This is a genomic window from Marinobacter lipolyticus (genome assembly GCF_018424605.1).
In the GTDB taxonomy this organism is placed as follows: Bacteria; Pseudomonadota; Gammaproteobacteria; order Pseudomonadales; family Oleiphilaceae; genus Marinobacter; species Marinobacter lipolyticus_B.
Genome location: NZ_QTKT01000001.1, coordinates 199,860 through 225,182, shown reverse-complemented (window position 1 = coordinate 225,182; position 25,323 = coordinate 199,860). Strand labels below are relative to the sequence as shown.

Annotated in this window: 19 protein-coding genes and 3 pseudogenes; 9 read left to right on the top strand and 13 right to left on the bottom strand. The window is 59.1% G+C overall.

From position 1 onward, the window contains the following. Nucleotides 1-68: 68 nt before the first annotated feature. Nucleotides 69-383: an SCP2 sterol-binding domain-containing protein gene (locus tag DYI22_RS00970; RefSeq protein WP_213476162.1), complete on the top strand. Its 315-nt coding sequence runs from the start codon at nucleotides 69-71 to the stop codon at nucleotides 381-383. A gap of 59 nt (nucleotides 384-442) precedes the next feature. Here the strand turns inward: DYI22_RS00970 and DYI22_RS00965 are convergent, their stop codons facing one another. From DYI22_RS00965 to DYI22_RS00950, 4 genes are all read right to left on the bottom strand, one after another. After that, nucleotides 443-2,149, bottom strand: a complete 1,707-nt coding sequence (locus DYI22_RS00965) for a chemotaxis protein (RefSeq protein WP_213476161.1) — start codon at nucleotides 2,147-2,149, stop codon at nucleotides 443-445. Between the two features lie 194 nt (nucleotides 2,150-2,343). Then, on the bottom strand, nucleotides 2,344-3,057 hold the full coding sequence (gene dnaQ, locus DYI22_RS00960; RefSeq protein ID WP_213476160.1) for a DNA polymerase III subunit epsilon: 714 nt from the start codon (nucleotides 3,055-3,057) through the stop codon (nucleotides 2,344-2,346). Between the two features lie 17 nt (nucleotides 3,058-3,074). After that, on the bottom strand, nucleotides 3,075-3,518 hold the full coding sequence (gene rnhA, locus DYI22_RS00955) for a ribonuclease HI (protein ID WP_213476159.1): 444 nt from the start codon (nucleotides 3,516-3,518) through the stop codon (nucleotides 3,075-3,077). Continuing rightward, on the bottom strand, nucleotides 3,508-4,320 hold the full coding sequence (locus tag DYI22_RS00950) for a class I SAM-dependent methyltransferase (protein WP_213476158.1): 813 nt from the start codon (nucleotides 4,318-4,320) through the stop codon (nucleotides 3,508-3,510). The genes rnhA and DYI22_RS00950 overlap by 11 nt, the downstream gene beginning before the upstream one ends. A 96-nt stretch (nucleotides 4,321-4,416) precedes the next feature. Here DYI22_RS00950 and gloB point away from each other — a divergent pair, with 96 nt between their 5' ends. The 7 genes from gloB to DYI22_RS00915 all read left to right on the top strand — a co-directional run bounded on the left by gloB (nucleotide 4,417) and on the right by DYI22_RS00915 (nucleotide 13,632). Next, complete coding sequence (gene gloB / locus DYI22_RS00945) at nucleotides 4,417-5,220, top strand: hydroxyacylglutathione hydrolase (RefSeq protein WP_213476157.1); 804 nt, start codon at nucleotides 4,417-4,419, stop codon at nucleotides 5,218-5,220. Between the two features lie 147 nt (nucleotides 5,221-5,367). Beyond that, the gene (locus tag DYI22_RS00940) at nucleotides 5,368-7,119 is read left to right on the top strand and encodes a lytic transglycosylase (RefSeq protein ID WP_213476156.1); all 1,752 of its coding nucleotides are present in this window, start codon (nucleotides 5,368-5,370) and stop codon (nucleotides 7,117-7,119) included. 137 nt (nucleotides 7,120-7,256) lie between these two features. Further along, nucleotides 7,257-9,023, top strand: coding sequence for an extracellular solute-binding protein (locus DYI22_RS00935; protein WP_228300723.1), 1,767 nt, complete (start codon nucleotides 7,257-7,259; stop codon nucleotides 9,021-9,023). Between the two features lie 46 nt (nucleotides 9,024-9,069). After that, nucleotides 9,070-10,152 (top strand): microcin C ABC transporter permease YejB, encoded by a 1,083-nt coding sequence (locus tag DYI22_RS00930; protein WP_213476154.1) that lies wholly within the window; start codon nucleotides 9,070-9,072, stop codon nucleotides 10,150-10,152. 3 nt (nucleotides 10,153-10,155) lie between these two features. Then, nucleotides 10,156-11,178: an ABC transporter permease gene (locus tag DYI22_RS00925; RefSeq protein WP_213476153.1), complete on the top strand. Its 1,023-nt coding sequence runs from the start codon at nucleotides 10,156-10,158 to the stop codon at nucleotides 11,176-11,178. Nucleotide 11,179: 1 nt separating this feature from the next. After that, nucleotides 11,180-12,781 carry an ABC transporter ATP-binding protein gene (locus tag DYI22_RS00920; RefSeq protein ID WP_213476152.1) on the top strand — a complete coding sequence of 534 codons (1,602 nt, stop codon included), beginning with the start codon at nucleotides 11,180-11,182 and terminating at the stop codon, nucleotides 12,779-12,781. Nucleotides 12,782-12,846: 65 nt separating this feature from the next. Beyond that, nucleotides 12,847-13,632 (top strand): enoyl-ACP reductase FabI, encoded by a 786-nt coding sequence (locus DYI22_RS00915; protein ID WP_213476151.1) that lies wholly within the window; start codon nucleotides 12,847-12,849, stop codon nucleotides 13,630-13,632. A gap of 50 nt (nucleotides 13,633-13,682) precedes the next feature. Here DYI22_RS00915 and DYI22_RS00910 read toward each other — a convergent pair whose 3' ends face one another. Together DYI22_RS00910 and DYI22_RS00905 are read right to left on the bottom strand one after the other, a co-directional pair. Further along, nucleotides 13,683-14,111, bottom strand: coding sequence for a PilZ domain-containing protein (locus DYI22_RS00910; protein ID WP_213476150.1), 429 nt, complete (start codon nucleotides 14,109-14,111; stop codon nucleotides 13,683-13,685). Nucleotides 14,112-14,128: 17 nt separating this feature from the next. Then, nucleotides 14,129-15,952: a DUF1631 family protein gene (locus DYI22_RS00905; protein ID WP_213476149.1), complete on the bottom strand. Its 1,824-nt coding sequence runs from the start codon at nucleotides 15,950-15,952 to the stop codon at nucleotides 14,129-14,131. 176 nt (nucleotides 15,953-16,128) lie between these two features. Between DYI22_RS00905 and DYI22_RS00900 the strand changes: the two genes are divergently transcribed. Continuing rightward, the gene (locus DYI22_RS00900) at nucleotides 16,129-17,202 is read left to right on the top strand and encodes a 3-deoxy-7-phosphoheptulonate synthase (protein WP_213476148.1); all 1,074 of its coding nucleotides are present in this window, start codon (nucleotides 16,129-16,131) and stop codon (nucleotides 17,200-17,202) included. 52 nt (nucleotides 17,203-17,254) lie between these two features. On the opposite strand, the pseudogene cobA reads toward DYI22_RS00900, so the two are convergent. From cobA to DYI22_RS00870, 7 genes and pseudogenes are all read right to left on the bottom strand, one after another. After that, a pseudogene (cobA, locus tag DYI22_RS00895) lies at nucleotides 17,255-18,028 on the bottom strand (uroporphyrinogen-III C-methyltransferase); the annotation flags it as partial. A gap of 71 nt (nucleotides 18,029-18,099) precedes the next feature. Beyond that, complete coding sequence (serS, locus tag DYI22_RS00890; protein ID WP_213476146.1) at nucleotides 18,100-19,374, bottom strand: serine--tRNA ligase; 1,275 nt, start codon at nucleotides 19,372-19,374, stop codon at nucleotides 18,100-18,102. Nucleotides 19,375-19,463: 89 nt separating this feature from the next. After that, nucleotides 19,464-20,801 carry a replication-associated recombination protein A gene (locus tag DYI22_RS00885; protein ID WP_213476145.1) on the bottom strand — a complete coding sequence of 446 codons (1,338 nt, stop codon included), beginning with the start codon at nucleotides 20,799-20,801 and terminating at the stop codon, nucleotides 19,464-19,466. Then, entirely contained in the window at nucleotides 20,801-21,454 is a 654-nt protein-coding gene (gene lolA / locus DYI22_RS00880; protein WP_213476144.1) for an outer membrane lipoprotein chaperone LolA, read from the bottom strand. The genes DYI22_RS00885 and lolA overlap by 1 nt, the downstream gene beginning before the upstream one ends. 10 nt (nucleotides 21,455-21,464) lie before the next feature. After that, nucleotides 21,465-23,045: pseudogene (locus DYI22_RS17675) on the bottom strand (DNA translocase FtsK); the annotation flags it as partial. Nucleotides 23,046-23,147: 102 nt separating this feature from the next. Further along, a pseudogene (locus DYI22_RS17670) lies at nucleotides 23,148-24,071 on the bottom strand (DNA translocase FtsK 4TM domain-containing protein); the annotation flags it as partial. Between the two features lie 25 nt (nucleotides 24,072-24,096). After that, entirely contained in the window at nucleotides 24,097-25,320 is a 1,224-nt protein-coding gene (locus DYI22_RS00870; RefSeq protein ID WP_213476142.1) for an O-succinylhomoserine sulfhydrylase, read from the bottom strand. Between the last annotated feature and the right edge of the window lie 3 nt (nucleotides 25,321-25,323).

Here is a 25,323-nt window from a genome sequence, read left to right as displayed (position 1 = left end):
GAACAGGCTCAAACCGGACATCTCACAGCCGCCGACAAGCCAAGACAATCATCAAAAAGGGTAAAATAATGTCTGTAGCTCAGGTATTTGAAAAGCTCGAACAGAATTTCAACGCAGACGCAGCCGAAGGCCTGGATCTGGTGTTTCAGTTCGACATCGAAGATGACAAAACCTATCACCTGGTCATCAAGGATGGCACCTGCAAGCTTCACGAAGGTGCGCATGACGATCCTTCCGTCACCCTGATCATGAACTCAGAAACCCTGCAGGGCATTGTTTCCGGTGAAACTGACGGTATGCAGGCATTCATGGCCGGACAGCTGCGCGCCGAAGGCGACATGATGCTGGCGACCAAACTGGGCGAGCTGTTCAAGATGGGCTGATCCTGCCCCGAGGACATCGTTCCGAAGAAACCCTGCCCCGCGGCAGGGTTTTTTTTCGCCTAGAGCCCCACGTCATCCAGCGAGGATTCGGCAAGGCGCAGCAGATCCGCGTTCCGCTCTTCCCGCTTGCCAATGCTTTCGATGTAATACTCCAGCGAGGTCAACGCATCCGCCAGCGCTTCCAGCACCTGGGATGCCGGTGCTTCCCGGGCATCAAGCAGGCGATCCTGGATCGATGCAGCGACCCTGGCCAGCACATCCGCCGCCGCAGGGTCATTCACCATCTGCAGTCCGCCCCAGATGCTGTGGAGGGTCGCAGGCAGGTTGGCCAGATGTAGCTTGTCGTAATCGGATTCGATGAATGCGGTTATCGCACGCTTCGCGAGGGTCAGTGCCCCCCGGGCTTCGTCGGCGACAACATATAGGGCTTCCTGGAGGTACAGGGATTCTTCCTGTTTCCGATCCCCGGTTGCCATGGCGTCGGTTTCCGAGGTTATACCGCGGGTGACGATCTGCAACACCGCATCCTCGATACCCAGAACAGAATCTGCCAACGCGTAAAGCTCGTCGTCCGCCGGAAGCCGCGACTCGGACTCCCAGGCCCGCAGTCGGTCAGCTTCTTCACGACAGCGGCCCGCCAGCTTATTCAGATCCAGCATCAGCAAGGTGTTGCCAAGGCGTTCAAGGGTATCAGCGATCGAAGCCAGCTCCGCAAGATCCGGTTCGATCCCGCGCTCGATGATATCCAGCTTGTCCTTGAGCTGATTCAGCTCGTCCTGCAGCGCGTCGGAGAGCGATTTCAGAACATCCGAGCCCGGGCCGTAGAGACGGCGCGCGTGGGCCGCCATCATGGAATCAGGGTATTCCGTCGGCGCCAACCGATAGGTGGCCAACAGGTTGGTCACTTCGGGGTTGCCGGAGCCGCTGCGGTAAAGCAGATAGACCAGGTCACGGATCAGCGAATCAGGAGCATCCTTGGCGGTCGCAACCTTGCCTACATACACCACTTCCCTGGCGTACTTCTCTACCCGCATGAACATCCGCTTGCGCGCTTTGGTGAACGGCATGGCCCGGTCAAGCATGGTGTCGGCGACGATGGCGACGAGACACCACATCTGCCCCATGGGTGCGCCATGGCAAAGGCGCGCCAGACCACGGGCTGCGCGTCCGAAGAGTTTTTTGCTGACCACTTCATTACGTTCACGCAGAATTCCCAGAAGCGCGACCTGAAAGGTCAGCCGCATGCGACGCCCAAAAATTTCGTACTCCGCCTCATTACCTTCGAATGGCTCCAGAGAGAGGTTGGCGCAGAAATCTGGCCGCTCCTTCAGATCGATTTCAAAGAAACAGGATTCGGGGTAAGGCTTTTCCTTGCGGGCTTCGCGCAGTTCGTTAATGACCGGCAACAGCAATTCGGGATGGTCCGCGCGCTGTTGGTGGTAATACTCCACGTAGCGACGGAGGATAAACAGTGCACTGTTCAGGGTGGTGAGAAGGATGTTCTTGTCATCATTGGCGCCGACAGGAACGTCGTTGGCCATGCTGACCGCTTCCTGGCAAAGGAGGGTTCCGCCCCGCAGCTCGACAAGAATGAATATGCCGCGCAGCTGGTTCAGGAAGTCGAGGCAGTTTTGAAGATCTTCCCCGCTCTCACGGTTTTCCTGGAAGCGTTCGAGGCTCGATTCTGCCTGCTTTATGGTCTGCTCAATTTCACTTTTGACCAGATCAAAAGACTGCGATTTCGTCGCCAGAGACGATTGAACCATAAACGCTTCCTGTTAATGTTGCGGAGACTACCGCGTCCTGTTCTTGTTGCTGTTCCAGTTGCTGCTCGCAAAAAACTGGCGAACTTATCATTACTTATAACACAAAACTCAAGCTGCTCAAGAAACCCGGAATGTAACAAATGGTACAGAAAGATCCAGTTCTCACTTCCGCTTCCAGCGGTGTCGGGCCGCCCTCAGCTCCCCGGGTTCTGGATACGATCCCAAACCGTGCCGCCTGCCTGCTTCGCCAGGGCTTCCATGAACTCATCATGGGCGCTGTTCTCGTCTGACGTGGCCCTCAGCACTCTCAATGACGGCCTCTCAGCCGCCAATCGGCGAATGCCGCCGGACTCGCCACCCTCTTCACTGCCGGCATCAAGAGACAACGCGGTCTGTCCGCCCGTGAGCAGCAGATACACGTCGGCAAGGATCTCCGCATCCAGCAATGCACCGTGGAGTTCCCGGTTGCTGTTGTCAACGCCATAGCGTTTACACAGTGCATCCAGATTGTTTTTCTGGCCCGGGTGTTTTTTGCGGGCAATGGCCAGAGAATCGACAACGCCACAATGATCAGCGGTTTTGCGGACCGGCTTGAGGCGAGCGAATTCGGAATCCATGAATCCGATGTCGAATGCCGCGTTGTGGATGACCAGCTCGGCGCCTTTGATGAACTCGAAAAATTCGTCGGCGATTTCAGAGAACACCGGCTTGTCCGCCAGGAACTCGTTGGTAATACCGTGAACGGTAATCGCCTCGGCTTCCACTTCCCGCTCAGGGTTGATATAGACATGGTAATTGCGGCCGGTAAGCTGGCGCTCGACCATTTCAACACACCCGATTTCGATGATCCGGTGGCCTTCGTTCGGGTCAATGCCCGTGGTTTCTGTGTCCAGTACGATCTGTCTCATGCCCTGCCTTCTGCTGACTAAGCGTTCGCCAATTCTTCCACGCCCCGGTTCGCCAGCTCATCCGCCAGCTCGTTGTCGGGTACGCCGGAGTGTCCTTTTACCCAGTGCCAGTTCACACTGTGCCGGGCAACCTCCTCATCCAGTTCCCGCCAGAGGTCCTCGTTCTTGACGGGCTTTTTGGCGGCCGTTTTCCAGCCGTTGCGCTTCCATCCCGCCATCCACTCGGTGATGCCTTTTCGGACGTACTGCGAATCGGTGTAGAGCTCGACGTTGCAGGGTCGCTTCAGTGCTTCAAGGCCACGGATCGCAGCCATCAGCTCCATTCGGTTATTGGTGGTTTGCGATTCGCCACCATGGAGCGTTTTTCTGACATCGCCATAGCGAAGCACGACGCCCCATCCGCCGGGCCCGGGGTTGCCTTTGCAGGCACCGTCAGTATAAAGAACGACCTTACCGGCCATGACCACTCCCATGATTTGATGTTTCAATGCAGGTCCGGCTGACACTTCCACGGGAGGCGCTCACAGCGCCGGTTCCAGGTAATGGAATGACTTTCTGCTGCCGCCAGACCGGCCGCCGGGGTATGCGTGAACATACGCGTTTTTTGGCAAGGATACAGTAATAGGCGCCAACAGGCAGAATTCCATTGCCGCTGAGCGAGTCCATAAAGGCCACGCTTCGGTCGCTCACGGGCCGTTGCAACGGCAACCGGTTGAAGCAGGAGCGGGAGTACTCCACAGAGAAATCCAGCAGCCGCAGCCAATCCTCCATTCGGCTTCTCATCAGAAACCGACCGCCCCATGGCCCGCTTCGAGATCGCGAAATAGCCCGTCGAAGCCCCCACAAACTGAGCGGGTTGAAGCCAATCAACAGTATTGACCCCTCTCCCCTTAGCACCCGCGACGCCTCCCGCAGCACCTGGTGAGGGTGCGGCGAAAAGTCAGCCGTGTGGTGCAGAATGACCAGATCCATGGAATCCCCGGGAAACGGAAGTTCATCGGCATCACACACGGTGACCCCATCCGGAATCGCCGGGCTCCAGTGGGGCGTAGTGACGATTTTCTGGGAGAAGTCGGTGCCGCTGGCCAGCGGGAAGCGGTGGCTGATGCCCACCTGCAGCTGGCGTGCGCCCGTCAGGTTGCTCAGATGCGTGTCGACACAGGCACGTTGATCTGCCAGCAAAGCCCGGCCCAGAGGCGTCTGGTACCAACGCTCGAAGCTGTCGTGCCGAATTGCGTAATCCACGGGTACATGGGAAGGCATCTTTCTACACCCCTGAGCGTTCTGGGTCACCCTTGGGGGCAACCAGTGTAATGCACTATGATAACAGGGACATTCCATCGCTACATGTGAGGCCCCATGCTGACCATTACGCCGATTCCTGCGTTCAATGACAACTATATCTGGTGCCTTGAGGACCCGCAGTCGGGCAAAGCCCTGATTGTCGACCCGGGCCAGGCTGAACCGGTGCGGGAGCACCTGAGCCAGAAAGGTCTCACTCTCGATATTATCCTGGTTACCCACCACCATCCTGATCACGTTGGTGGGGTCAGCAGTCTCGCTGCCGACGCCGGTGACTGCCGGATCGTCGGCCCTGCCGGGTCGCCCTTCAAGGGGATTACCAATCCCGTTCACCCGGGCGATGAAGTTGTCTGGAATTCGCTCACCTTCAGTGTGTTGGCGGTACCCGGCCACACCCTGGACCATATCGCGTTCTTCTCCGAGACCCCGGTTGCCGGGCATCCACTGCTGTTCTGCGGAGACACCCTCTTTGTCTGCGGTTGCGGCCGGCTTTTCGAAGGTTCCCCGGCACAGATGCGGGAGTCGCTCGAAAATCTGCGGCAATTACCTGACGATACCCGGGTGTACTGTGCCCACGAATATACCCTGGCAAACCTTCGCTTCGCCCGTCACTGGTTACCGGAAGATGAGGCCCTGAGACAATTCGAGAGTCACTGCCAGAGCCTGCGCGACAACGGCAAACCTACAGTGCCCTCGGTGCTGGGCGAGGAAAAGCAAATGAACCCGTTTCTGCGCTGGGACGACCCGGAGGTCATCGCGGCAGCGGAAACCTACTGTGCCGACAACGGCTTGCCAGCGAACTCCGCGAACGATGTGTTCGCAGCGGTGCGTCATGGCAAAGATAACTTCCGGAGTGGTTAACAAATCCTCTCAATGACGTAACGAGAGGTTTCTTGACCCTTTTCGAACGCTTCCCATAGAATCCGTTCGAATTCAGCGCCATAACTCACTAAATATGCCGGGCTTTTCTACACACCCCGGCATTGTCAGCCAGCCGGAAGTACAACTATGTCGGTCAGACGCCTTTCCACTCTGTTACTCGCCAGCGCCGTCGTAAGCGCCTGTACAACACTGGAAAACACCACGCCAGACTGGATGAATCCGGCAAGTTATTTCGACGACGAACAGAGCGGATCGGGATCAGACAACCCGCTCGAAAGCCGAACGCTGACGGTGGCCGCCGGTGATGACGAGCTCAAGGAATCGGTGGAATCCGGCAACCCCGACGGCGAAGATGCCCGCACGGAACTTGATGACGCTATTTCGCCGGGCCTCAAGGCCGCAGCGGAAGGCGCCCGCTCCCGGCTCGATCAACCCTCGGATCGCAGCAAGGAGGAAGCAGACGCGACGCCAGACCTGTGGCACCGCCTGCGAGCCGGTTTTGCCCTGGACCATGAGGTGACCGATCCCCGGGTCAAGACGCAACTGGACTGGTACCGCAAGCACCCCCGGTACATCGATCGGGTGGTCGAGCGCGGCAGTCGATATTTGCACTACATCATTACCGAAACCGAAAAACGGGGGCTGCCCACCGAGCTTGCCCTGCTGCCGATTGTCGAGAGCGCGTTTGATCCCTTTGCCTACTCACACGGCCGAGCCGCCGGTTTGTGGCAGTTCATCCCGAGCACAGGCAAGTATTTCGGGCTGACCCAGAGCTGGTGGCACGATGAGCGCCGTGACGTTATTGCGGCGACCGATGCCGCCCTCACCTATCTGGATCGCCTGGCCAACCGTTTCGATGGGGATTACACCCTGGCTCTGGCGGCCTATAACAGTGGTGGCGGAACCGTATCGATTGCCATGCGTCGCAACCGGAATGCTGGCAAACCCACGGATTACTGGTCGCTGAAACTTCCCCGGGAAACCACTCATTACGTTCCCAAGCTGATTGCACTGGCCAAGATATTCGACAATCCCGAAGCCTACGGCATCGACCTCCCACCCTTGAACGACGAGCCCTATTTCGAGGTGGTCGAAACCGGCTCCCAGCTCGATCTGGCGCAGGCGGCCAAGCTCGCCAGTGTGGATGTGGACGAAATCTATCTGCTCAACCCCTCATTCAACCGCTGGGCGACCTCTCCGGACGGCCCCCATCGTCTGCTGGTTCCCAAGGAGAAAGCCGCTATTTTCAGCGAAGCTCTTCGAAACATTCCAGCCAATGAACGGGTGGCCTGGCGAAATTATGAGGTTGAATCCGGAGACAGCCTGAGCACGGTTGCCCGCAAATTTTCCACAACCGCAGCGGTGATCCGCCGCGTCAACAATCTCGACGGTGACATGATCCGGATCGGTCAACGGCTGATGATTCCTTCGGCCAGCAAGGATTCTGAGCAGTATGCCCTGAGCGCCGGCCAGCGCCTGGAACGCAAGCAGTCCCGCAACCGCAGTGGCACCCGCGTGGACTACACCATCAAGCGGGGCGATACCTTCTGGGATATCGCACGGGAGCACCGGGTCTCCGTACGCCAGGTGGCGGCGTGGAACAACATGGCGCCGGGTGATCCGCTGATGCCCGGAAAGCAGATTGTGATCTGGTCCAAGTCCGGACAGGCCACGTCTGTTGCCTCCTCCGGACGGAACAAGGCCATGGTTCGAAAAGTGGGCTACCGCGTGCGCAAGGGCGATTCCCTGTCAGTCATTGCCAATCGCTTTTCCGTGAATGTGAGCGATATCGCAAGCTGGAATGACCTGAACTCAGCACGTTATCTGCAGCCGGGTCAAAGTCTGGTACTCTACGTGGACATCAGGAACAGCCCCTGAGAAATTCGCCTGTGGCGGGAACTCCGGGGAACAAAAACAATCACTGACTCCTGGACGATTCATCAAAACGTGCGAGATCTATGACAAAAACACGGATAGCCTCATACCTTACGTCGTTTTGTTCACTGGCTTTTCTGATGACCGCCGCTCCGGCTACCGTTTCGGCGGCTGACACCGGAGCGGAACCCCGCCACGCCATTGCCATGCATGGCGAGCCGAAATACCCCGAGGGTTTCAGCCATTTTGATTATGTGAATCCCCAGGCGCCCAAGGGCGGGACCTTGCGGATAGCCGTGGTCGAGAATGGCTATGACTCATTCAACCCCTTCGTCATCCGGGGCATTGCTGCCTCGGGTATCAATGGGTACGTTTATGACACGCTACTGGAATCCTCGGATGATGAACCCTTCAGTGCGTATGGACTGATTGCTGAATCTCTGGAGACTCCCGAAGACCGCAGTTTTGTTATCTTCAACCTGCGGCCGGAAGCCCGCTTTCACGATGGCGAGCCGATTACCGCCGAGGACGTCAAATTCTCTTTCGAGATCCTCACCACAGAAGGCCACCCCTTTTACCGCAATTACTACGCCGACGTCAGCAAGGTGACAGTAGAGGACGAACACCGGGTGCGCTTCGATTTCAGCGACACCACCAATCGCGAATTGCCTCTGATCCTCGGCCAGATGCCAATCCTTCCCGCCCATTACTGGCAGGACCGGGAATTCGGTGGCAACGGGCTGACCCCTCCCGTGGGAAGTGGCCCCTACCGTATTGGCGCGTTTGAGGCCGGCCGCTCCATTACTTTTGAGCGTCTGGGGGATTACTGGGCAAAGGATCTGGGGGTCCGCAAAGGGCGCTTCAATTTTGGCAAGGTTCGTTACGACTACTATTCCGATGACACCGTCGCCCTGGAAGCTTTTAAAGCCGGTAACTTCGATTTCCGCGTGGAAGGGTCCGCCAAAAACTGGGCCACGGCCTACGTCGGGGAACGCTTCGATGATGGCACCATCATCACCGAGGCGATTGAGCATCAACGTCCCGCCGGCATGCAGGCGTTTGCCATCAACACCCGCAAACCAATGTTCTCCGACCCCCGTCTGCGCGAGGCGCTAGCCTACGCCTTTGATTTCAAATGGGCCAACAAGAATTTGTTCTATGGTCAATACACGCGAACACAAAGCTACTTCGACAACAGCGAGCTGGCGTCGAACGGTTTGCCAGAAGGTCGCGAATTGGCGATTCTGAACGATTACCGCGACCAGCTACCACCGGCAGTGTTCAATGAAGTCTACCAACCACCCGAGATAGAAGGCGAAGGCGGACTCCGGGAGAACCTGCGCAAGGCCATGGGCCTGTTGAAAGCGGCGGGTTACGAAGTCCGCGATGGCAAGATGGTTCACGGCGAAACGGGCACCCCCCTGGCCTTCGAGGTGTTACTGCATCAGAAGAACTTTGAACGGGTTGTGCTGCCCTGGAAAAACAACCTGGCCCGCCTCGGGATTGAGGTGTCCATCCGGCTGGTCGACACCAATCAATACATACAACGGGTACGCCAGTTTGACTACGACGTAATTACCCAGGTGTTGCCCCAATCCGACTCCCCCGGCAACGAGCAGCGTGAATACTGGCACTCCTCAAACGTGGAAGTAACTGGCTCCCGCAACTACATGGGCGTAAACGATCCGATCGTTGATGAACTCATCGACAAAGTGATCCAGGCACCGGACCGTGAGGAACTAATTTACCGAGTTCGGGCTCTGGACCGGGTCCTGCTGCACGGGCACTATGTTGTACCCCATTGGTACCTCCCCCGTGACCGGGTTGCTTACTGGGCCTTTCTGAGGAAGCCCGAGAACACGCCGAAAAATGGCTTTGATATCGATAACTGGTGGATCCAGCCCTGACCCCCAGGTTGTGGGTAACGCAGTAACGGTGAAGGGAAGCCATTAAATGGGCGTGTACATACTCCGCAGGCTGGCGCTGATCATTCCGACCCTGATCGGCATCATGCTTCTGAATTTTGTCATTGTGCAGGCCGCCCCCGGCGGGCCGGTGGAGCAGCTGATTGCCGAAATGGAGGGCCACGGCGGGGGCGCTCTCGCCCGGGCAACTGGTGGCGGCACCGGCGGTGAGGTCGCCTCTGGCGGCGGTTCCCGTGGCTCCCGTGGCATTCCTGATGAGCTGCTAAAGGAAATCGAGGTCATGTACGGCTTCGACAAGCCCGCCCATGAGCGTTTCCTTCAGATGCTCGGGGATTACGCCACGTTCAATTTTGGCGAATCCTTGCTGCGCGACCGCACCGTACTGGAACTGATCGTCGACAAAATGCCGGTGTCCATTTCCCTGGGTCTCTGGTCAACCCTGATCATCTATCTGATATCCATCCCGCTGGGCATACGCAAGGCAGTAAGCGACGGCTCCCGCTTCGACGTCTGGAGCAGTTCCGCGATCGTGGTCGGCTACGCCATACCGGGTTTCCTCTTTGCGATCCTGCTGATCGTGTTGTTTGCCGGCGGCAGCTATTTCGACTGGTTCCCCCTGCGCGGCCTGACCTCATCCAATTTCGACGAACTGAACTGGTATCAGAAAATCGGCGATTATTTCTGGCATCTGGCGTTACCGGTGACCGCCAACGTCATCGGCGGATTTGCCACCCTGACGCTACTGACCAAGAATTCGTTTCTCGACGAGATCAGCAAACAGTATGTGGTGACGGCCCGTGCCAAAGGGCTGGAAGAGAAGCAGGTGCTCTACGGTCACGTTTTCCGTAACGCCATGCTCATTGTCATCGCCAGCCTGCCCGGGGTTCTGGTGACCCTGTTTTTCACCGGCTCGTTACTGATTGAAGTGATCTTCTCCCTGGATGGGCTCGGCCTGCTGGGATTTGAAGCCGCGCTCAACCGCGATTATCCGGTAATTTTCGGCACGCTCTACATCTTCACCCTGATGGGACTGGTGCTGAAACTGATCAGCGACATCACCTATGTACTGGTGGACCCCCGCATCGACTTTGAAAGCCGGGAGGGTGCCTGAGTCATGGCCACACTCACCCCCATCCAGCGTCGCAGACTGAAGAACTTTCGCAATAACCGGCGGGGCTTCTGGTCACTGTGGATTTTCCTGGCGCTGTTCGGGCTTTCCCTGCTTGCCGAAGTGATAGCCAATGATGCACCACTGGTGGTGTCCTATAAGGGCGATTTTTATTTTCCGGTGGTGGAGGCGGTGCCTGAGGAAACCTTCGGCGGCTTCCTGCCCTCGGAGGCGAACTATCGCGACGCTTTCATCGCCGACGAGATCAACGCCAACGGCTGGATCATCTGGCCGCCGATCAGGTTCAGTTACGACACCATCAACTACGATCTCGATGAGCCCTCGCCTGCTCCGCCGACCCTCGAGAACTGGCTGGGGACAGACGATCAGGGTCGGGACGTCGCCGCGCGCGTCATCTACGGCTTCCGGATCTCGGTGTTGTTCGGGCTCACGCTGACCTTCGCCAGTTGTATCGTCGGCGTTATGGTTGGCGCCATCCAGGGGTTCTATGGCGGAAAGGTGGATTTGCTGGGGCAACGGTTTATCGAGGTGTGGTCAGGCCTTCCGGTGCTGTACCTGCTGATCATCCTGTCCAGCATCGTGCAACCCAACTTCTGGTGGCTGCTGGGCATCATGCTGCTGTTCAGCTGGATGGGGCTGGTCGATGTGGTGCGGGCGGAATTCCTGCGGGCGCGAAACTTCGAATACGTGCGAGCGGCTCGGGCGCTGGGTCTGGGCAATCGCAAGATCATGTTCCGCCATATTCTGCCAAACGCCATGGTCGCAACCCTGACCTTCCTGCCGTTCATCCTTACGGGGGCGATTACCGGGTTGACCTCGCTGGACTTCCTCGGCTTCGGGCTGCCGTCCGGCTCACCCTCCCTCGGCGAGCTGATTGCCCAGGGCAAGGCCAACCTGCACGCGCCCTGGCTTGGCATCTCCGCCTTTGTTTCCCTGTCCGTCATGCTGACCCTGCTGGTGTTCGTTGGCGAAGCCGTGCGGGATGCCTTTGATCCGAGAAAGAACTGATATGGCAACACTGCTGGAAATATCCGACCTGTCCATCAGCTTTGATTGCGGCGATCCGGTCGTCGACGGGTTATCCATCGACATCAGTGCGGGTGAAACTCTGGCGCTGGTTGGCGAAAGTGGCTCCGGCAAATCTGTGTCGGCGCTGTCGATCCTGCGATTGCTCGACGAACGTCACGCCCGCTACCCCGGTGGACGCATTTTGTTCCACGGGGAAGATATGCTGCAGGCCAGCGACAAGCGCCTGCGCCAGATCCGTGGCCGCCGGATCAGCATGATCTTTCAGGAGCCCATGACCTCGCTCAATCCACTGCACACCGTGGAAAAGCAGATCAGCGAAACCCTGTCGCTCCACAAAGGGCTGCGCGGCCCCCAGGCACGCCAGAGGTGTATCGAACTACTGGATCTGGTGGGCATTGCAGCGCCGGAGACCCGGCTGGCCAGTTATCCCCACCAGCTTTCCGGCGGCCAGAAACAGCGGGTGATGATTGCCATGGCGCTGGCCAACGAACCGGAGCTGCTGATTGCCGACGAGCCCACCACCGCACTGGACGTGACGGTGCAGAGGCAGGTCCTGGAATTGCTCCGGGACCTGCAGCACAAACTGGGCATGGCGATTCTGCTGATCACCCACGACCTGTCGATAGTGCACCGTTATGCCGATCGCGTCGCGGTAATGGAGCGGGGCAAGCTGGTGGAACACGCCAACACAGAGCGGCTGTTCAGCGCACCGCAGCATCCCTACACCCGCCGTTTGCTTGACGCCGAACCGCCTGCTGCACCAGAGACGACGCCTGCCTCAGGAAGCCCGCTGCTGGAAGTGCGCGATCTCAACGTGCGCTTCACGACCCGGAAGAGCCTGTTCGGTCGCTCGTCGCGGTTCTTTCAGGCGGTGCGGAACACCAGTTTCAGTCTGGGCCGCGGAGAAACCCTCGGAATCGTTGGCGAAAGCGGCAGTGGCAAGACCACCATCGGCCATGCGCTGCTGAAACTGACAGCCTCTACCGGCAGTATCCGGCTGGATGGCGAGGAAATCGGCAGCCTCGATCAGAAACGTTTCAGACCATATCGCAGCAGAATCCAGATTGTTTTCCAGGATCCGTTTGGCAGCCTCAGTCCGCGCATGTCCGTTGCCGAGATTGTCCGGGAGGGTCTGGAAATCCATAACCCGGGGGATGCCGCCGAACACGATCGCAAAGTCATCAAGGCCCTCACCGACGTCGGCCTCGACCCCGACGCCCGGCATCGCTATCCCCACGAATTTTCCGGGGGCCAGCGACAACGCATCGCGATAGCTCGGGCACTGGTACTGCAACCGGAAGTGATCATTCTGGATGAACCCACCTCCGCCCTGGATCGCACGGTACAAAAACAGGTGATCGGACTGCTGCGGGATATTCAGGCACGTTATCAGCTAAGCTATATCTTTATCAGCCACGACCTGGCAGTGGTCCGGGCGCTGAGCCACAAGCTGCTGGTGCTGCAACACGGCGACGTGGTCGAATACGGTGACGCCGGCGAGGTGTTCCGTTCGCCACAACAGGGCTACACTCAGGAGCTGCTCAACGCCGCCCTTTTCTACCAGAAGCCTACGACCAATTGAGCGTTACCCCCGTTCTGACAGTTCGGGGATAATGACTGGAAATCAAGAACGCAGGGAGAACATCTATGGGATTACTCAGTGGCAAAAAAGCACTGATCGTTGGCGTCGCCAGCAAACACTCCATCGCTTATGGCATTGCCGAGGCGTTTGCCCGCGAAGGCGCCGAACTGGCCTTTACCTTCCAGAACGAAAAACTCCAGTCCCGGGTAGAGAAATTCGCCGAAAGCTGGGGCAGTAAGCTCACCTTTCCCTGTGACGTCGCCAGTGACGAGCAGATCGACAATGTGTTCCGGGATCTGGCCAAGCACTGGGACAAGATCGACATCATCATCCATGCCGTTGGCTACGCACCGGCCCACGAACTTGACGGTAACTACGTCGACGTGACCACCCGGGACGGCTTCCGTATCGCCCATGACATCAGCTCCTACAGCTTCGTTGCGCTTGCCAAAGGCGCCCGCAGCATGATGCACGAGAACAGCTCGCTGCTGACCCTGAGCTACCTCGGCGCCGAGAAAGTCCTGCAGAACTACAACGTAATGGGGCTGGCCAAAGCTTCCCTCGAGGCGAACGTTCGCTATATGGCGGCAAGCCTCGGTCGCGATGGTATTCGCGTGAACGGCATTTCCGCCGGGCCGATCAAGACCCTCGCCGCCTCCGGCATCAAGAGCTTCCGCCGCATGCTGGCCGAGAACGCCAGGCGGGCACCTCTGCGTCGTAACGTCACCACCGCGGAAGTCGGCAATGCGGCCGCATTCCTCAGCTCCGACCTGGCCAGCGGTATTACCGGGGAAATTATGTATGTGGATGCCGGCTTCAACATCACCGGCATGGGCGAACTCGAAGACTGACCGGGACATCCGCCACCGGGTGGCGTAAACAGCCCCGGTGGCGGATGGCCCTAATCCTCGGTCATGACTCTGGCAATGGCTTCCACCCAGTCAACGTAGGAGGTGTCGTCAGAGTCCTGAATTTCCACCCCGACCAGCCAGTGCCCGCGGTCACCTGCCCGACACCATTTCACCTCGACCGCCAGGGAGAACTCTTCCGCCCCGTCATGCAGCGTCACTTTCGCCGGCAACAACGCTTCTGTGGTTAACGGTTGTGGAACAACGAGGCACAACCCCCGCGCGGACAGGTCGCGAATGCGGCACTGTAGCGTACAGGGCCCATCCGCTCCTTCGCCGCTGGCTTCCGGCAAACCGGATTCCAGCTCCAGTGTCACCGATGCCTGGCCCGCGAGCCGGTAATCCTCACGTTTGTTACCGGTCCCGGAATCCCTGTCGTCGCTCCCGGCCGCGCTGCCAAAACTGTAATCCACGTTATTCATACGCTGTCCCGTTCCACTCAATTGCGCCCGACTCTGATGCGCCCCACCACCCGGCTCAGGGTATCATCGAATTCCGCCGAACTGCCGAGGATCCGGACTTTGCCCGCCAAGACTTCCTCGACCAGCTGATCGATCAAAAATTCGCGACGGTTCAGACCAAGGCGATCGACAAAAACCAGTTTGCTGGAGGCATTGATGCGCACCGCGAGCTTCAGCCTCAGCGGATCCACGCCGGCGTCATCACTGGACAGCACGATCCAGCCCCCGAGCTTGATACCGTCCACCAGTCCATAGGCGGCAAGGCGTTTTTCCTCCGCCACCCGCTCCTGTTCTGCCTTCTCATCGGCCTGGCGTTGCTCCCGCTCCTGCTGCTGACGTTTCTCGAACTCCGCCAGCCGTTGCGCCTCCTCGACCCGTCGTCGCTCGGCGGCGGCTTCCTTTTCCTGGCGCAGCGCTTCGGCCCGGGCACGGGCTTCCGCAGCGGCTTTCTGTCGCAATGCTTTCTGGCGATCCAGGACCACTGAGAGCGCGCCCAGGGTGTCTGTCAGTACCCGACCAAACGGGGTCAAGGGGGGGAGTGGCCGGATCGCCCCACTGTCCCTGGCCTGGGTGAACGCCTGCCAGGGCTGAACGCCCAGTTTCACGCCGGCGCCATTGGTCCAGAGGATCTCGGCGCTGTCGACCAGCAAGGCGAAGAAATACCGGCGCTGTTCCTGGGCACCCTCACCTTCAACAAACCACTCACCCTGCAGACCCTGAAGAGCCTCAGGCTCCGGCCCGGCGAATGACAGCCAGGCTGAGTCCCAATCAAATCCGGGAGCGTCAGACAGCGCTGGCGCAAGCTCAGGGGTCTCGCCCCGAAGTCGGGCGACGAGCACCGATTCAATACCTTCAAGCGCGGACGGCTCAAGCGGCTCACCGTGGACACGGCGCCACACATCCAGAATCCGGTCACCGATCTGCTCACCCACGTGGTACAGCCGGTTACGGTCCTGATCCGACAACGACGGATCGCCGATCCACACCAGCCATTCCAGCAGCTTGCTGCCGTGACGACCGTTCTCCGCTTCCAGATCCCCCGCCCAAACCACCTGTTTAAGCAGCGGCATCCAGTAGTTCAGAATGAACCGGGAAATGGGCGGCGGCAGTTGGCGGCCGCTCAGAGCGCGCCCGACCAGCGCCCGTGCCGTCTGATCGGCCCGGCGCTGCCGCGCGGCACCCTGTTCGGTTTCCAGCAGCCGCTGACGGAACCGTGAAACCTGTTGTCGGCGTTTGTCGGAATCCTGCTGCCACTCCCGGCAAAAGGCATTGAACGGTTCGCAGGTATCGCGCTCGAAACAGGCGGAGACAGAGATCACCAGGGAATCCAGCTGATCCAGTAGCACTCTTGCAGAACGCCCCCCGGAATCACTCCAGCCACGAAGCTCCTGCAGTCCGTCAAGCCACCCGAGCAGTTCGTCACTGAAGGCCTCCGCTCCGGACTCATTGAGCCTCCAGGCAAGAAAGAATCGCAGGCGGGCGACCCGCCGGGCGAGCTCCGGATGCAGCCCGCTTGCCTGGAGAAACACATCCATGATGCGGTCGGCAACGTAGGCGGAGTTGATCTGTCGCACTGACCAGGTCAGGGAAACGGACTGGATGAGCTGAATCACCCGCTCATCCCGCTGTTCGGTCCAGCAGGAGAATAATACCGGGTTCCAGTCACTGACCGACTCGTTCCCGGGCTTACCGACCGGGTACGGCAAATCCGGCACGCGGATCCCTGAGAGGACATCGTCCACTCTTGCCATCACCTGTTCCGGGGGCAGCACTGCAGGCTTTTTCTGCCGCTTTTCAGACATCCGTTTTCCGCACGTTAGAAGCGTTGAAATGGTCTATCAAATAACGCAGTATAACCAACTCCCCGGGGATTTCTTGATTAAAACCCCGCCGGGAATCGTTATAACTGGCACGGTCTGCAGGGTATCAGAAACCCGGGGCAGCCGCTGCATCGTTCAGGACCAGGGAAAATAAAAGCATGTCGGGCACCAAACTTGAGAACCTTAATGTGGCGAGTCAGGAACCGCTGATCACCCCCGAAGCGCTGAAACAGGAAATGCCGCTTTCGGGCGCTGCCGCAGAAACCGTCCAGAATGGCCGACAGGCCATCTATGACATTATGGATGGTAAGGATCATCGCCTGTTTGTGGTGGTTGGGCCCTGCTCTATTCACGACGTCGAAGCCGCGCGGGATTATGCCGCGCGCCTCAAGAAACTGGCCGACGAGGTCAGCGATACGCTGCTGATCGTTATGCGGGTTTACTTTGAAAAACCCCGCACCACCGTTGGCTGGAAAGGCCTGATCAACGATCCTCACCTGAACGATACCTTCGATATCGAGCAGGGCCTGCACATTGGCCGCAGACTGCTGCTGGATATCGCTGAGCTGGGCCTGCCGACGGCCACCGAGGCGCTTGACCCGATATCGCCGCAGTATTTGCAGGACACCATCGCATGGTCCGCGATCGGTGCGCGAACAACAGAATCCCAGACCCACCGCGAAATGAGCAGCGGTCTTTCCATGGCAATCGGCTTCAAGAATGGCACCGATGGCAGCCTGGACGTTGCGGTGAACGCCATGAAATCGGTTTCCCACCCACACAGCTTCCTCGGCATTGACCAGAAAGGTCAGGTCGCGGTTATTCGCACCAAGGGCAACCGTTACGGTCACGTGGTGTTGCGTGGCGGCGGGGGAAAGCCGAATTACGATTCCGTCAGTGTCGCCCTGTGCGAACAGGCTCTTGATAAAGCCGGGCTGCGCAAATCCATCATGGTGGACTGCAGCCACGCCAACTCCAGCAAGGACCCGGCTATCCAGCCGCTGGTGATGCAGGATATCTCCCACCAGATTCTGGAAGGCAATCGGTCCATCCAGGGCCTGATGGTGGAAAGCAACATCAACTGGGGCAACCAGTCCATCCCCGAGAATCTCGCCGACCTGCAGTACGGCGTGTCCGTCACAGACGCCTGCATCGACTGGCCAACCACCGAGAAAGCCATCCGCGACATGCGCGACAAACTGAAAGACACCTTGCCGAAACGCCAGGGCTGATTGGGTACTACAAAAAAGGGGAGCCGAAGCTCCCCTTTTTTTATTGCCTGAGTCATGGCGTCGGCACGGCGCCTATCCAGTCAAGGCGGCTTCGCAGGCCCACCACCTGGCCGATGATCACCAGGGTGGGTGGTTGCACCTGCCGCTCGCTCACCCGCTGGACGATGTTCGACAGGTCTCCGCAAATCACTTCCTGATCCGGTGTGGTGCCCTTGGACACCAGGGCGACCGGCATTGAGCTGTCCATCCCGTGGGCGACGAGCTCCCGGCAGATGATCGGCAAGCCGACCAGCCCCATGTAAAAAACCAGGGTCTGATTGTTCTGCACGAAATCCTTCCAGGGCAGATCGCAGGTGTCGTTTTTCAGATGGCCAGTGACAAACCGCACCGATTGCGCATGATCCCGGTGAGTCAGCGGAATACCCGCGTAGGCGGCGCATCCCGAAGCGGCCGTAATGCCGGGCACCACCTGAAAACGGACGCCGGCATCGGCGAGAGTTTCAATTTCCTCGCCGCCGCGACCAAAGATAAACGGATCGCCGCCTTTCAGGCGCACAACCTTTCGCCCCTGCTGCGCCAGCTCCACCAGACGGCTGTTGATCTGGTCCTGGGGCAAGGTGTGATTGGCGCGCTGCTTGCCCACATGGACCAATTCTGCGGTTTCCGGAATGAGTGCCAGAATTTCCGGTGACACCAGGCGATCGTAAAGCACCACCTCGGCCGACTGAATCAGGCGCCATGCCTTTAGCGTCAGTAATTCCGGGTCGCCCGGACCGGCCCCCACCAGGGCCACCTCGCCACTGGAGCTGTTGGGGTTATCGGTAACCGGATTGGCCCTGTACCGAACCGGTGCAGGCCATGCCTTTATGCCCTTCCCTGGTGCACTACTGCGCTCGCTCATTGAATCTTTTCCAAACCTCCCATGTACGGCTTCAATACGTCGGGAACGAGGATACTGCCGTCGGCCTGCTGGTAGTTCTCCATGACCGCAATGAGTGCACGGCCCACCGCAAGGCCGGAGCCATTCAGGGTATGAACGGGCTCGGGCTTCCCTGTTTCCGGGTTACGCCAGCGTGCATGCATGCGGCGTGCCTGAAAATCACGGGTGTTGGAGCATGATGAGATTTCCCGGAATTTATCCTGTCCTGGCAGCCAGACTTCCAGATCATAGGTTTTCGCCGCGGAGAACCCCATATCGCCGCCGCACAGTGCAACCACGCGATAAGGCAGCTCCAGCAACTGCAGTACCTTTTCGGCGTGGCCGGTCAACGCTTCCAGGGCGGCTTCGGATTCCTCCGGACGCACCACCTGAACAAGCTCAACCTTGTCAAACTGGTGCTGGCGAATCATGCCGCGGGTATCCCGCCCGTAGGAGCCGGCTTCACTGCGAAAGCACGGCGTATGGCAGACCATCTTCAGGGGTATTTCCCTGGCGTCCAGGATGGTGTCTGACACCATGTTGGTGGCCGGAACCTCGGCCGTGGGAATCAGGTACAACGGATGATCGCCCCCGGTTTTGAACAGATCCTCTTCGAACTTTGGCAGCTGTCCGGTGCCGTAGAGCGTATCGGCGTTGACCAGATACGGTACGTAGGTTTCCGTGTAACCGTGCTCCGCGGTATGCAGGTCGAGCATGAACTGGGCAAGCGCCCGGTGCAGCCGCGCGACCGGGCCACGCATGACCGCGAAGCGGGAATGAGCCAGGCGGCTCGCGGTTTCAAAATCCAGGCCCTTGAGGTCGTCGCCCAGGGCGACGTGGTCTTTCGGCTCGAAATCGAAGGACTTGGGCGTGCCCCAGGTGCGTACCTCGACGTTATCGTCTTCGCTGTCACCTGCCGGCACGTCCTCATCCGGAAGATTCGGGATGCCCGCCAAAAAGCTGTTCAGTTCTTCCTGAAGTGCGCGCAGTTCTTCCTCCGCTGCGGACCTCTGGGATTTCAGGTTCTCCACCTCATCCAGCAGTGGCTGGATGTCTTCGCCTGCGGCCTTGGCCTTACCGATGGATTTCGAACGTTTGTTCTGCTCGCTTTGCAAAGTTTCCGTACGAACCTGGAGGGCGCGTCGGCGTTCCTCAAGCTGTTCGAAAGTGGCGGTATCGAAGACAAAATTCTTGATGGCCAGCCGACGGGCGATCTCTTCAGTCTGGGTACGGACACGTTTGGGATCGAGCATGGTTATCCTGAATCTTCCGGTTAGCGATGTGTTTCGATTGACTCGCCATTATACCCGCACGGACGCTGCTGGCTACCGTGCGAGGCGGCTCAGGAATAGCGTTTGCGGGAACTCTGGGCATTGAGCGCATCAAGGCGCTGGCGTTTTTCGCCAAGCTTGATTTCAAGACCCCGATTAACGGGCTGATAATAACGGCGGCCATGGACGGCTTCGGGCAGGTACGACTCCCCCGCCGCAAACCCATCGGGCTCATCATGGGCGTAGCGATAGTCATCGCCATGACCCAGGCTTTTCATGAGCTTGGTGGGGGCATTGCGCAAATGCACCGGTACCTCGTAATCGGGATCGTTGCGGATATCGGCCATGCACTGGTTGAAGGCCTTGTAGACGCCATTGCTTTTCGGTGCCAGAGCCAGATAGGTCACTGCCTGCGCCAGTGCCAACTCGCCCTCGGGCGAACCTAGGCGCTCCTGGGCATCCCATGCGTCCATGGACAGCTGCAGGGCACGCGGATCGGCGTTACCAATATCCTCACTGGCAATCCGCACCAGCCGGCGTGCGACATAGAGCGGGTCGCAGCCACCGTCGAGCATGCGACACAGCCAGTACAACGAGCCATCCGGGTCGGAACCCCGCACCGATTTGTGCAATGCGGAGATCTGGTCATAGAACACGTCGCCGCCCTTATCGAATCGGCGCAGACTGGTCTGCAGCACCTGTTCGAGATGCGCCTCGGTGATCCTCGGCTGGCCTTCTCCGCCGTCTTCCGCCAGATCCGACGCCACCTCCAGGATGTTGAGCGCCCGGCGAGCATCACCGCCCGAGGCGGAGGCGATCAATGCCAACACCGAATCGTCCACCACCAGACGGCCATCCAGACCTTCCGACGCCATCAGAGCGCGACTGAGCAGACGCACGACATCGGCTTCTTCAAGATTCTTGAGAACGTAGACACGGGTTCGGGACAGCAGCGCGCTGTTGAGTTCGAAGGAGGGATTCTCGGTGGTGGCGCCAACGAAGATAAAGGTGCCATCCTCGATGTGCGGCAAGAAGGCATCCTGCTGCCCCTTGTTGAAGCGGTGCACCTCATCCACAAACAGCAGAGTGTCGCGGCCTTCCATCTTCTTGCGGTGTTTGGCCCGCTCGACGATCTCGCGGATATCCTTGACGCCGCTGAGCACCGCCGACACGGTCTCAAAGGAAAGGTCACTGAGGTTGGCAAGTAACTGAGCAAACGTGGTCTTGCCTACTCCGGGCGGCCCCCACAGGATCATGGAGTGAAGCTGGCCCTGCTCCACCGCTCTGCGCAGCGGTTTTCCCGGGCCGACCAGGTGAGCCTGGCCGACATAGTCATCCAGGCGAAGAGGCCGCATACGCGCTGCGAGAGGACGAAACCCTTCAGTCGCCTGGAACAGGCTGTCCTGCATCAGGCGCCGTCCCGGATCACATCCACGGTGTCGGGATAATCAAGGGAAAAGGCACTGTCTTCTATGGCCTTGTTCAGCTGGATGTCATCAAAACTCAGAACGCTGATCTGCGACAGGGAGTCTTCCATCCGCATTTCCTGCAGCTCACCCTTATAGAAGGTCAGTCGCAATGACACGAACAGCGAATCGGCATCGCGAGGCTCGAGCTTGAATTCTTTGGTGTGCTCGCCTTTGTGATTCCCGGAGACCTTGTAGGTTTCATTGAGGTTACCCACCTCCCCACTCAACAGGAGTGCCGGGGTTGTCTGGATTTGCTCGTCCAGATTGTGAATCGTCACCTGCTCCAGATCCGGGTCATAGACTTCAACCGTTTCGCCATTACTGACGATAAACTGGGAATGGGGCTGACGAGTCTCCCAGTAAAACAATCCCGGGCGCTTGGCTTTCAGGGATCCGCGCGACTCCTGCACACGACCGCCATCGTCACCGACCACGATCTGGATGAAGTCGGCCTGGTAGGATTGGTAATTTCTCAGGGTGCTGGCGAGTTCCTCAGCATCTTGCTCACTTGCGCTCTGGGCCTGCGCGGCGAATGGCAGCAGCGCCGCCAGCACAAAAGGCACCCACGAGGCACGTACGAAGTGTTTGATCATCAGCAGACTCCTAATCTCTTGGTGGTGGCGGTGCCAGCACTTCACGGGCGCCGTTGTGCCCCGCTGCACTGACCACACCCGATGCTTCCATGGCATCAACCAGATTTGCCGCCCGGTTGTACCCGATCTTGAATTTACGCTGCACTGAGGAGATCGATACCCGACGCCCCTCAGTTACAAAGGCCACAGCCTCATCGAAGAGCGCATCGCCTTCACTGTCACCGCCGCCTTCCGACAGGGTGGGCACACCCGGCAGGTTCTCGCCTTCGGCACCGTTCAGCACATCATCGACATAAACCGGCTCGCCCCTGGCTTTCCAGGCGCTGACCACACGGTGCACCTCATCATCATCCACAAATGCCCCATGTACCCGCACGGGGAGGCCCGAGCCAGGCGGCAGGTACAGCATGTCGCCGTGCCCCAGAAGCTGTTCCGCGCCGCCCTGATCCAGAACCGTCCTGGAATCGATCTTGGACGAAACCTGGAACGACATGCGGGTCGGAATATTGGCCTTGATCAGGCCGGTGATCACATCCACCGATGGCCGCTGCGTGGCCAGAATCAGGTGGATGCCGGCAGCACGCGCCTTCTGGGCGATCCGTGCGATCAGTTCTTCCACTTTTTTGCCGACGATCATCATCATGTCGGCAAACTCGTCAATCACCACGACGATAAAGGGCAATGTTTCCAGCTCCGGACGTTCCTGCTCGTCGTTCGCCAGATACTCATCCGGCTTCCAGAGTGGGTCGAGAATCGGCTCCCCCGCCTCGGCCGCGTCGCGAATCTTGCGGTTATAGCCGGCGATGTTACGCACACCCAGGCTGGCCATCAGCCGGTAGCGGCGTTCCATCTCGGCCACACACCAGCGCAGGGCATTGGCCGCCTCCTTCATGTCAGTGACCACCGGCGCCAGCAGGTGCGGAATACCATCGTAGATGCTCAGCTCCAGCATCTTCGGATCCACCATGATGAAGCGGACTTCTTCCGGAGAGGCCTTGAGCAGCATGCTCAGCAGCATCGCGTTGACACCGACCGACTTACCGGAACCGGTCGTACCCGCCACCAGCAGGTGCGGCATCTTGGCCAGGTTGGCCACCATGGGGTTGCCGCCGATGTCATTGCCCAGAGCAAACGTCAGCGGCGACGAGGATTCTTCGAACACGCGCGCACCCAGCACCTCACTGAGGCGGACGATTTCCCGCTCTTCGTTGGGAATTTCGATGCCCACCACCGATTTGCCGGGAATAACCTCAACCACCCGCACGCTGAGGACCGCGAGAGAGCGTGCCAGGTCCTTCGCCAGGTTCGAGATCTTGCTGACCTTGACGCCGGCTGCGGGCTTGATTTCGAACCGGGTGATGACCGGGCCAGGGTTTACCTCGACAACCTCGACGCTGACCCCGAAATCCGCCAGTTTTTCCTCCAGCAGCCGGGACATGTGTTCCAGCGACTCTTCCGAGTAACCCTTTTCCTTATGCTCTTCAGGGGGATCGAGCAATGAAATCGGCGGTATCGGGCTTTCGACATCTTCCAGCAAGGACGCCTGACTGCCTTTACCCTTGCTCTCGTTCCTCGCGGGTTCATCGCGTTTGAACGGAGAAATCTTCAATGCCCGCGACACCGCGCCCTGGCCAGCCGGCTTTTCCTTCGACTCGCCCTTCATGGCAACCGTGTCGGTCCCGTCCCCGCGATCGTCCCGTGAGCTGAAACTTTCAAGGCGTGCCGGCTCGTCGTCAGACATAGCGGCCAGACCATCCAGGGCCGGCTCCCGGCGTTTACCAGCCGGATCGCTGTCCGGCACGCCCTTCGGCTTAACCTTTTTCGGGCCGAAACCGGGAAGTTTATGCCACCAGCGCTGCGAGTCAGCAGTTCGCGCCTTCGGCGATTCCACCCGGTCTTTGACTACCGGTGGCTCGGCAGGCGCCTTGGCCTTTGGCTCAGGCTTTGCGGGTTTCGCGGGCTTGGGAGCTTTGCCGTCGGAACTGAAGGTATTTTTCAGCCACGCGCCGGCCCGGATGGTTGCCAGCCCAAGTTGATCCATCAGCCAGAACCACGAGAGCCCGGTGGTGACGGTGATTGCAAACAGGAAAATGGCGATCAGCAGCAGGGTGGTGGCCGGCAGGTTGAAAAAACGCACCATGGCTTCGGACACGGCCGAGCCCAGAACGCCTCCTGACGAAACGCCCAGGCCGAACACCGAATACAGCGACAGCAGACTGGTTGCCGACAGCAGAATCAGCAGGAAGCCGCCAAATCGCATGGTCAGCAGTGGCCAGTGCAGGTCCATTGGATCGTTTCGGCGACGGATCAGCATGATGGCGTAACCCGCGATCATCACGGGGAACAGAAAGGCGACGTGGCCAAAAAAGTCCATCAGCAGGCTGGCAATCCACGCCCCGGTGCGCCCCGCATAATTCTGAACGCTGGTGTCATGCCCGATGCTGGCCCACCCCGGGTCCGATGGACTGAAGGTGACCAGAGCCATTGCCAGGTAGATACACAGCGCAATCAGCGCAATAACCGCACCCTCGCGGGTACCTTGCGCAGCAAGACGACGGAACCGCTCTTGTTTCTCAGTCAGTTGCTGTGTTTTTTGTGCTTTTGCCGACTCTGCCATGAATACCCAGACGTTTCCGTGACGGTTATGTTTCCAGAGCGCTGAAACCGCGTTGAAGATCGGTTTTCAAGTCTCCGACTGCCTCAATACCGACTGAGATCCTGATAAGGTTCTCAGTGATCCCGGCCTGGACCTTGTCCTCCGGCGACAGACGACCATGGGTGGTGGTTGCCGGATGGGTGATGGTGGTTTTCACATCCCCAAGGTTTGCGGTGATGGAAATCATCCGTGTTGCATCGATAAATGACCAGGCCTCTTCCCTGCCCCCTTTGACCCGGAACGATAGCACGCCGCCAAAACCGGACTGCTGCCGGCCTGCCAGCTCATGCTGAGGATGGCTCTTGAGCCCGGCATAGAATACCTCGGCAACCGCAGGTTGCTGCTCCAGCCAACGGGCCAACTCTAACGCATTGTCGCAATGGGCTCGCATACGGATTGGTAAGGTTTCCAACCCCTTAAGAAACACCCACGCGTTGAACGGGCTCATGGTCGGGCCTGCCGAGCGCAGGAAACCGTAGACTTCGTCCATCAGGCGCGCAGGCCCAACGGCGACACCACCGACACAACGCCCCTGACCGTCCAGATACTTGGTCGCGGAATGGATCACGATGTCCGCACCATGCTCAAACGGCCGCTGCAAGACGGGCGTGCAGAAGCAGTTGTCCACCACAAACAGGGCATTATTGGTGTGAGCAAGTTCCGCCAGCGCCGCCATATCCGCCACTTCACACAGCGGATTGGACGGTGTTTCGATAAACAGCATTCGGGTTTCCGGGCGCATCGCGCTCTGCCACTGCGCCTGATCCGTCAGATTCACGAAGGTGGTTTCGACCCCGAACTTGGCAAGGTACTTCTGAAACAGCACATTGGTGGTGCCGAATACCCCGCGGGAACAGACCACATGGTCACCAGACTGAAGCAGCGCCATGCAGGTACTGAGGATGGCCGCCATGCCCGAAGCGGTGGCAACGGCCTTTTCGCCCCCTTCCATCGCAGCGATGCGCGCCTCGAACGCCTGCACGGTGGGATTGGTGAAGCGGGAGTAGATGTTCCCGGGCTCCTCCCCCCCGAACCGGGCGGCCGCCTGGGCGGCACTGCCGTAGACGAAACTGGAGGTGGGGAAAATCGGGTCGCTGTGCTCCAGCTGACCGGTCCGTATCTGACCGGCGCGGACCGCCAGCGTGTCAACGGACATGCCTTCAAGGTCCGATTCCGGAATCCAGACCTGCTCGTCACGGCAAAATGTCATGAT

Excerpts from the sequence above, each read along its gene's own strand:
- DYI22_RS00970 (WP_213476162.1), top strand. The coding sequence starts at position 69 with ATGTCTGTAGCTCAGGTATTTGAAAAGCTCGAACAGAATTTCAACGCA.
- DYI22_RS00965 (WP_213476161.1), bottom strand. The coding sequence starts at position 2,149 with ATGGTTCAATCGTCTCTGGCGACGAAATCGCAGTCTTTTGATCTGGTC.
- dnaQ (WP_213476160.1), bottom strand. The coding sequence starts at position 3,057 with ATGAGACAGATCGTACTGGACACAGAAACCACGGGCATTGACCCGAAC.
- rnhA (WP_213476159.1), bottom strand. The coding sequence starts at position 3,518 with ATGGCCGGTAAGGTCGTTCTTTATACTGACGGTGCCTGCAAAGGCAAC.
- DYI22_RS00950 (WP_213476158.1), bottom strand. The coding sequence starts at position 4,320 with ATGCCTTCCCATGTACCCGTGGATTACGCAATTCGGCACGACAGCTTC.
- gloB (WP_213476157.1), top strand. The coding sequence starts at position 4,417 with ATGCTGACCATTACGCCGATTCCTGCGTTCAATGACAACTATATCTGG.
- DYI22_RS00940 (WP_213476156.1), top strand. The coding sequence starts at position 5,368 with ATGTCGGTCAGACGCCTTTCCACTCTGTTACTCGCCAGCGCCGTCGTA.
- DYI22_RS00935 (WP_228300723.1), top strand. The coding sequence starts at position 7,257 with ATGACCGCCGCTCCGGCTACCGTTTCGGCGGCTGACACCGGAGCGGAA.
- DYI22_RS00930 (WP_213476154.1), top strand. The coding sequence starts at position 9,070 with ATGGGCGTGTACATACTCCGCAGGCTGGCGCTGATCATTCCGACCCTG.
- DYI22_RS00925 (WP_213476153.1), top strand. The coding sequence starts at position 10,156 with ATGGCCACACTCACCCCCATCCAGCGTCGCAGACTGAAGAACTTTCGC.
- DYI22_RS00920 (WP_213476152.1), top strand. The coding sequence starts at position 11,180 with ATGGCAACACTGCTGGAAATATCCGACCTGTCCATCAGCTTTGATTGC.
- DYI22_RS00915 (WP_213476151.1), top strand. The coding sequence starts at position 12,847 with ATGGGATTACTCAGTGGCAAAAAAGCACTGATCGTTGGCGTCGCCAGC.
- DYI22_RS00910 (WP_213476150.1), bottom strand. The coding sequence starts at position 14,111 with ATGAATAACGTGGATTACAGTTTTGGCAGCGCGGCCGGGAGCGACGAC.
- DYI22_RS00905 (WP_213476149.1), bottom strand. The coding sequence starts at position 15,952 with ATGTCTGAAAAGCGGCAGAAAAAGCCTGCAGTGCTGCCCCCGGAACAG.
- DYI22_RS00900 (WP_213476148.1), top strand. The coding sequence starts at position 16,129 with ATGTCGGGCACCAAACTTGAGAACCTTAATGTGGCGAGTCAGGAACCG.
- serS (WP_213476146.1), bottom strand. The coding sequence starts at position 19,374 with ATGCTCGATCCCAAACGTGTCCGTACCCAGACTGAAGAGATCGCCCGT.
- DYI22_RS00885 (WP_213476145.1), bottom strand. The coding sequence starts at position 20,801 with ATGCAGGACAGCCTGTTCCAGGCGACTGAAGGGTTTCGTCCTCTCGCA.
- lolA (WP_213476144.1), bottom strand. The coding sequence starts at position 21,454 with ATGATCAAACACTTCGTACGTGCCTCGTGGGTGCCTTTTGTGCTGGCG.
- DYI22_RS00870 (WP_213476142.1), bottom strand. The coding sequence starts at position 25,320 with ATGACATTTTGCCGTGACGAGCAGGTCTGGATTCCGGAATCGGACCTT.